Here is a 5,757-nt window from a genome sequence, read left to right as displayed (position 1 = left end):
TCAAAGGAACCTCATCCACCGAAGTGGACGGGGTATCAACTTCTGGCGTTGATTTTTGGCACGCTGTTGAGTTCTCAAGGAACGGACGCTTCCTTTGTACTCACCCTCTCGGGCTTTCCTCCGGGCTTTCGTTCTGCTGTCTTGCGTTTCCGACTCTATCAGACTCTTTCGTGTCCGATTTCCTCGGTGCTTTCGAGGTTCTGCGCTTTCGCGCTTTCCCTTTCCGGCGATTCCGACTCTATCAGAGATTCTCCACCGGATTTCCCCGGCTTCGGATTCCTGGATGAGGAGTCGAGTGCACCCCACACGAAATTACCTGTGGGGTGGGGCTGCCGAACTTGACCAGTTCGAGGCAACCGCTTGACTCTACAACTGTCCCTGGGAGGTGTCAAAATCGGCGCCCTGGCACGTGGGGACCCAGACGACGACCGACGGACGCGGCTGGACGACCCCGCCTGTCGGGCGATTGGTAGGCCTCCTCTTCAGGTCCTCCCCGCCGAGGACGCACGCCTCCCCCGGCAGGGGGAGGCAGCCCGCCGTAGCGGGCGATGTGCGGCTGCTGTGTTGGAAGCCAGCATCTACGTCATGACGACAGCCAACGCACCCCTCCCCGCCTTCGCACCCGCGCCGGCCTGGGCTCGCCGCGCCGCCCACGCCATAGCCGTCTGCGCGGTCCCCTCCGGTCTGTGGCGCATCGCCATGGCCTCCGGTGTGTACGTGGGCTACAGCGACCAGGTGCTGCGCGACGTCTTCGACATCCCGGGGTGGGGCATCGCGTACGTCGTCGGCCTCTCCGTACTTGCCGAGTTGGCGGCCCTGTTTCCACTGCTGCTCGTCAGCGACCGGTGGCAGCCGCTCCGTCCCCGGGCCCTCGCCACCCTGGCCTGGACCGCCTCGGGCGTCCTGGTCCTGGTGGCCCTGTGGCAACTCGTGGTCGCTTTCACCGTCGAGAGCCAGACGTACATGTCGAGCGGCACGGCACTGACCGTCTGGTGGCTCGCCTTCGCCCCGCTGTTCGCCATCCCCGCCCTGATGACCGCGGTGACCTGGTCGTACGCAAAACGGCACGGGACACGGGACGGGCATGGACATCAACGGGGCTACCCGATCCGACGAGGACGCCCGGGCGGCCGTCGGTGATGCTGCTGGCCTCGAGCGGCGGCGGCCGCACGGGCCGGCCGAACGAGAAGGGCCCCGCGTGCCGGGCCCGCGCCGGGGCTGGAGGCTGTCCCCACCTGCTCAACCAGGAGCGCTTCCCGGACCGGGTCTTGCATTCGTTCGAGTTCGGGCCACTCGCCATCCGCCCCGTCGGCGGGCCCGGCCGGTCCGCCGCCGCTCACCCCGAGCGCCACCCCGCCACCTACCGCCGCACCCACGGCGCCCGCTCTACTCGGTCGGCAACGAGACCCCGCGGGGCGTCAACCACCGCAACCACACCGTGCATCCACCCCGACGTCTCGCCTGGCACAAGGAACGCGCTCACATCCGCAGCGAGAAGGGCATCCGCCGGAGCAGGAGAACCTGACGTTCAGAGCCCCTGGACGATCAGTCTCTTGCTGTCCGTGTTCCGGATACGCAGAGGTGCGATCGCCTGGTACTCCGCCGACTCGTTCCAGCCTCGTGCTGCAGCCAGATCGGGGAACTCCACCAGGACTATCTGCCCTGGCTCCCAACCTCGCCGCCCGGGCGAGGTACCTGCCGCCGTACGGCTCGAGCGTCGCAACCACCTTTGACCGGTACTCGGCCAATTCCTCGGCATCACCAGTCAGCTGCACGTCTGCGATCACGTAAGCGGTCATGGGGCGGACCTTACCCAGAACGCCCGCAGTGGTGATCATGAACAGTGCGTCCTCGGAGGGGTCGTCGATGTGGTCGCCGTTCTCGCTCTCGGCCCGGTGATACGCAACCCCCATCGCTCCCGCCTCCCCTTCAACCCGCTGACTGATCGCGGCCCGAACGGCATGCGGGACCGGCACTTGGACTGAGTGCCTGTTCCTACCCCCCCTTTTGGCCTGGTCAAGGGCCTTCTCTGCCATCGAGTTGTGGGTGCTCGCCGTTCGGTGAACGGTCACGGTGACCGCTCGCCGAACGGCTGGTCGGGCGGGACGGTCAGGAGCTGCCACAGAGGGAAGTCCGGAAGCGTGGTGAGCAGGAAGACCCTGCGTTGCTGTCAGTGCGGAAGGCCCCTCCCCGACGGGCCGGGAAAGTCCAGAGGGTGAACCGGTCCTGCACGGCGTGACCGCGTCATACCCGGAACAGATGGCCAGGCATGACCACTCGATTCACACGCGCCGCCACGACAGCCGCCCTGCTGTGCGCCGCCCTCGCCGCCGCACCGGCAGCCTCCGCCCACACCAACCACGCCCCGCACACCGCCAACACCGCCCAGAACAGCGGGGACGACGATGCCGACGGCATCATCGGCACCGCCAGCGAGATCGCCATCGACGATCTCGCGGACGAAGTGTGGGAAGGGGTGTTCGGCGACACCGCTATGGGCACCGCCGGCAACAGCATCTTCGAGACCGCGGACGACGCTCTCGGCCACTTCGGCAGCGGACTCCTCGGCGGATAGGGCACGTGCACGGGTGCACGCCGTGTGCTGTGGGGCCGCTCGGGCGTGATGCACAGGTGTGGCGGTTCGGTGCGGCGTCCACGTACGTGAAGTCGCTGAGCTTGCCGTCTAACCTTCGGCGTCCAGCGGAGCCGGTTCGGCCCCGGCCGTGGGGGTGACTTGAGCGGTCCATGACCAGGGCTCCTGAGGGGGATCCCAGCTCACTTCGACGTCGGTGTCGTGGAAGTCGCGCGCGAGTTCCGTCACCATCCGGGCCGCCGCGGCCCGCGCGTCATGTGGGTCGGTGTTGATCGGCACGTCCAGACGCCCGCAGAGCATGCCGCCGTCCATGGTGAGGACGCTGTAGCGCCAGCCCTCTGGCGTCGCCAGCAGCACGATCCCCTTCGGGATGCCCCACTCGGGCCGCTTCTTCTTCTCCTTTTTGCGTCTCACCATGCGGCTATCCAACATCGTCGGGGTCATGGCAGTGGGGGTGGGTTGCAGCTCAACCTGCCGGTTGCCCAGTTCTCCGGGGTTTGGTGCCGACCTTGTGGTGGGCCGGTCGGGTGTAGGACTCGCCGGTGGCGAGGACGCGTCCGACGTCGTAGGCGAGCCGGGCGGGCGGCCGGGGCCGGGCCGACTGGGTTTCGGTGCACGGGCCGGCGTGCCGGTCTTCGCGTGCAGGTTTCTCAACCCTCGGCGTACTCGGGCAGGGGTGAGTCTGTTCGGTTCCGCTGGCCGTTCCCACGGCCGGCGGAGGTCCCGCGCGAGTGGGCGGGCGAGGCGGAGCTTCGTGTGTGCGGCCGGAACGAGCCAGGTCCAGCGGTCGGCCGCGGCGGAGTCCCGGAGCTTGGGGCGGGTCCAGCCGAGCGTCTGCTTGAGCAGGCGGAACGTGTGCTCCACGTCGAACCTTCGCAGGAACGCCCGCCAGCACCGGTCCACGTCCTCGGGGCCCGCACCGGTGCGCGACCACCAGAGCCAGACGGGCTTGCTCACCCCGCCGCTCGGCAGCTTCGCAACCGTCAACCGGATCACGGTGCCCTCGGTGATCGGCAAGGGGCCCTCATGGTCACCCCAAGCCGCCCTGCGGCGGCCCAGTTCTTCCACGGGCAGGTCAGCCAGAAGGTGGGCGATGCGCGGTGCGTCGTAGCCGGCGTCCAGCACGACCAGGACGTCCAAGTCGCCGGGCCGCAACTGGCCAGCCGCGACGAGGCGCTCGACGACCTCGCGGACCTGACCGGCCGTGACGGCGGCCAGGTCCGCGCCGGACTCCAGCCGGATCGCGTCCAGCAGCACGGTCCACGAGGTCCGGCCCGTTTCCAGCGCCGCGACGATGGAGTACGGCCAGCCGGGCACCATCTGGTGCTTGCCCAGGCCGCGGCCGAAGGTGTGACAGAACGAGCGGTCCGAGCACGTGTCGGCATCCGGTCGCAGCCACGGCGAGACGTCCACGGCCAGCACCAGACGACCATCGTTCGCCCGGGGCAGTGGCACACTCGCCAGCGCACGACGAAGGCAGGCGACATCGATCCGGCCCCGGTTGACCCCGGAGTACAAGGCTCCATGCCCGCGCCGGTGTTCCGGCGCAAGCGCCAGATCCACGAGGGTCCGGACCGGTCCTTCAGTACACTCCAGCGCGTCGCACAGATCGAACAGAGCGTCCGCCCGCGATATCAGGCACGCGTACAGCTCCGACCGGAACTCCGTCACCGTCGTGAACGCGTCTCGTTGAACCCCGTGCCCGACCAGTTCCACGATCCCGGCCTCCGTGCCGCAGCCACCCTGCCCACAGGATCAGGCGGATGCTGGCCTCACGTCTGGCGATTTCCCCGGCGTGAGCGACCAAGTACGAGCCGCCGTTCGAGGCCACGGGTTAAACGGCAAGCTGAGGGCTTGTCTATGCCGCACTCGACCGAGCGCCTGGACTTGTAGTCCTCACGGTCGAAGGCCGGAGGCCGACCACCGGACGTCCCCCCGGCGCTTGCGGTGGGCCAGCCTGATCGGCAGGGTCCGGGATCGTGCAGCGGCTTCTGCGCCGTCGCAGACAGGCGCGGTTCGCGCGCGACGAATACACCTTGTCGCCCCGCACACGCGGTGGACGCCGCGGCCAGCACAACGACGGTCTGCCCAACACTCCTCGCTGCCGCACGGGCAGCCGGCCTCGCCAGGATCCGCTTCCTTCCAGCGCTCCTCGCTATCCGCGATGAACGCGCCGCCCCCGCAACCAGTGCACACCGGCATCGTCAACGAGCACGAGGAACACGCGCCCATCGCACCCGGCGCAGACGGAAGGAACGATCTCCACGACCGACCGCGGCCGGTGCCGGGCGCGTGCCTGCGCTGGGTCTCGACCAGCCGGCGGTACCCCGCGTCAGAGGTTGACGCGCTTCAGGTAGACGCGGCTGCGGTGCGGGATGGTCTGGTACCAGAGCATGAGGTGCTCGTCCTCGTACGTACGGAGCCGCATCGGGTGCGGGTCCTCGTAGAGGCTGCCGTCCTTGGGGTCGATCGCCATCGCCGCCAGGTCCACCAGGCCGTCCATGACGGCGCCGACGAGGGCCTGTTGCTCCGGCGGCATTTCGCCGAGCACCCACAGGCGGCTCGGGTCGCACTCCCAGGCCCAGCCGGTGTCGTTCTCTACGCCTTCGCCCCTCGGCGTCACTGACCGATCTCGCGCTGGGCCTCGGCCAGGATGCGGCTGCTCGTTTCCATCGCGGCCCGGAACTCTTCCTCCGACGCGTTCGGGTCGCCGGCCACCCGTTCCGCCTCGTGCAGTGCTGCCGAGCGGGCCGGCCAGCGGTGGATCGCCACGTGTGTGGCCCACTTGATCAGGAAGAAGCGCAGGGGGTTGATGGCGCCCGTCTCCGCGGCACGGTCGAACGCCTCGTTGCATTCCTTGTCGAGCACGGCCAGGTTGGCCATGTCGATCCGGCGCACGGCGTCACGCAGGGCCTCCCGCGTCATGGCCGGCTGGGGGATGAGCGGGCCGCCGTCTTCCAGCTGCTGTGCTGCTGTCATTGCGTCCTCCAGGGGGAACGCGGCCAGGATACCCAGCCGGGCCCCGCCAGCCGGGCCGTAAACGCAGAAAAGCCCCGCACCGGACCCCTGAGGGTTCGGTGCGGGGCTTCCCGCAATGATTGTTCGGCGGCGTCCTACTCTCCCACAGGGTCCCCCCTGCAGTACCATCGGCGCTGAAAGGCTTA

Annotated in this window: 5 protein-coding genes and 2 pseudogenes; 3 read left to right on the top strand and 4 right to left on the bottom strand. The window is 68.7% G+C overall.

The annotated features are described in order from the left end of the window. Together ACFTXQ_RS36235 and ACFTXQ_RS36230 are read left to right on the top strand one after the other, a co-directional pair. Positions 1-342 (top strand): hypothetical protein (locus tag ACFTXQ_RS36235; protein WP_382649828.1); only part of this gene is annotated, 342 nt, incomplete at its 5' end. A gap of 234 nt (positions 343-576) precedes the next feature. Beyond that, positions 577-1,140, top strand: coding sequence for a hypothetical protein (locus tag ACFTXQ_RS36230; RefSeq protein ID WP_382649831.1), 564 nt, complete (start codon positions 577-579; stop codon positions 1,138-1,140). Between the two features lie 388 nt (positions 1,141-1,528). On the opposite strand, the pseudogene ACFTXQ_RS36225 reads toward ACFTXQ_RS36230, so the two are convergent. Beyond that, positions 1,529-1,799: pseudogene (locus ACFTXQ_RS36225) on the bottom strand (DUF1330 domain-containing protein). Between the two features lie 470 nt (positions 1,800-2,269). On the opposite strand from ACFTXQ_RS36225, the gene ACFTXQ_RS36220 reads away from it, so the two are divergent. Continuing rightward, on the top strand, positions 2,270-2,575 hold the full coding sequence (locus ACFTXQ_RS36220; protein ID WP_382649825.1) for a hypothetical protein: 306 nt from the start codon (positions 2,270-2,272) through the stop codon (positions 2,573-2,575). A gap of 513 nt (positions 2,576-3,088) precedes the next feature. Here ACFTXQ_RS36220 and ACFTXQ_RS36215 read toward each other — a convergent pair. The 3 genes and pseudogenes from ACFTXQ_RS36215 to ACFTXQ_RS36205 form a co-directional block, all read right to left on the bottom strand. Next, positions 3,089-4,309, bottom strand: a pseudogene (locus ACFTXQ_RS36215) (transposase); the annotation flags it as partial. Positions 4,310-4,925: 616 nt separating this feature from the next. Next, the gene (locus tag ACFTXQ_RS36210) at positions 4,926-5,216 is read right to left on the bottom strand and encodes a hypothetical protein (RefSeq protein WP_382649822.1); all 291 of its coding nucleotides are present in this window, start codon (positions 5,214-5,216) and stop codon (positions 4,926-4,928) included. Next, positions 5,213-5,572, bottom strand: coding sequence for a hypothetical protein (locus ACFTXQ_RS36205; RefSeq protein WP_382649820.1), 360 nt, complete (start codon positions 5,570-5,572; stop codon positions 5,213-5,215). Before ACFTXQ_RS36205 ends, ACFTXQ_RS36210 begins: the two co-directional genes overlap by 4 nt. Positions 5,573-5,757: the final 185 nt, after the last annotated feature.

This window comes from Streptomyces sp. NPDC057010 (assembly GCF_042673805.1).
Classification (GTDB): domain Bacteria; phylum Actinomycetota; class Actinomycetes; order Streptomycetales; family Streptomycetaceae; genus Streptomyces.
Note: the sequence above shows the minus strand (reverse complement) of the source record. Positions and strands in the feature narration are given on the sequence as shown.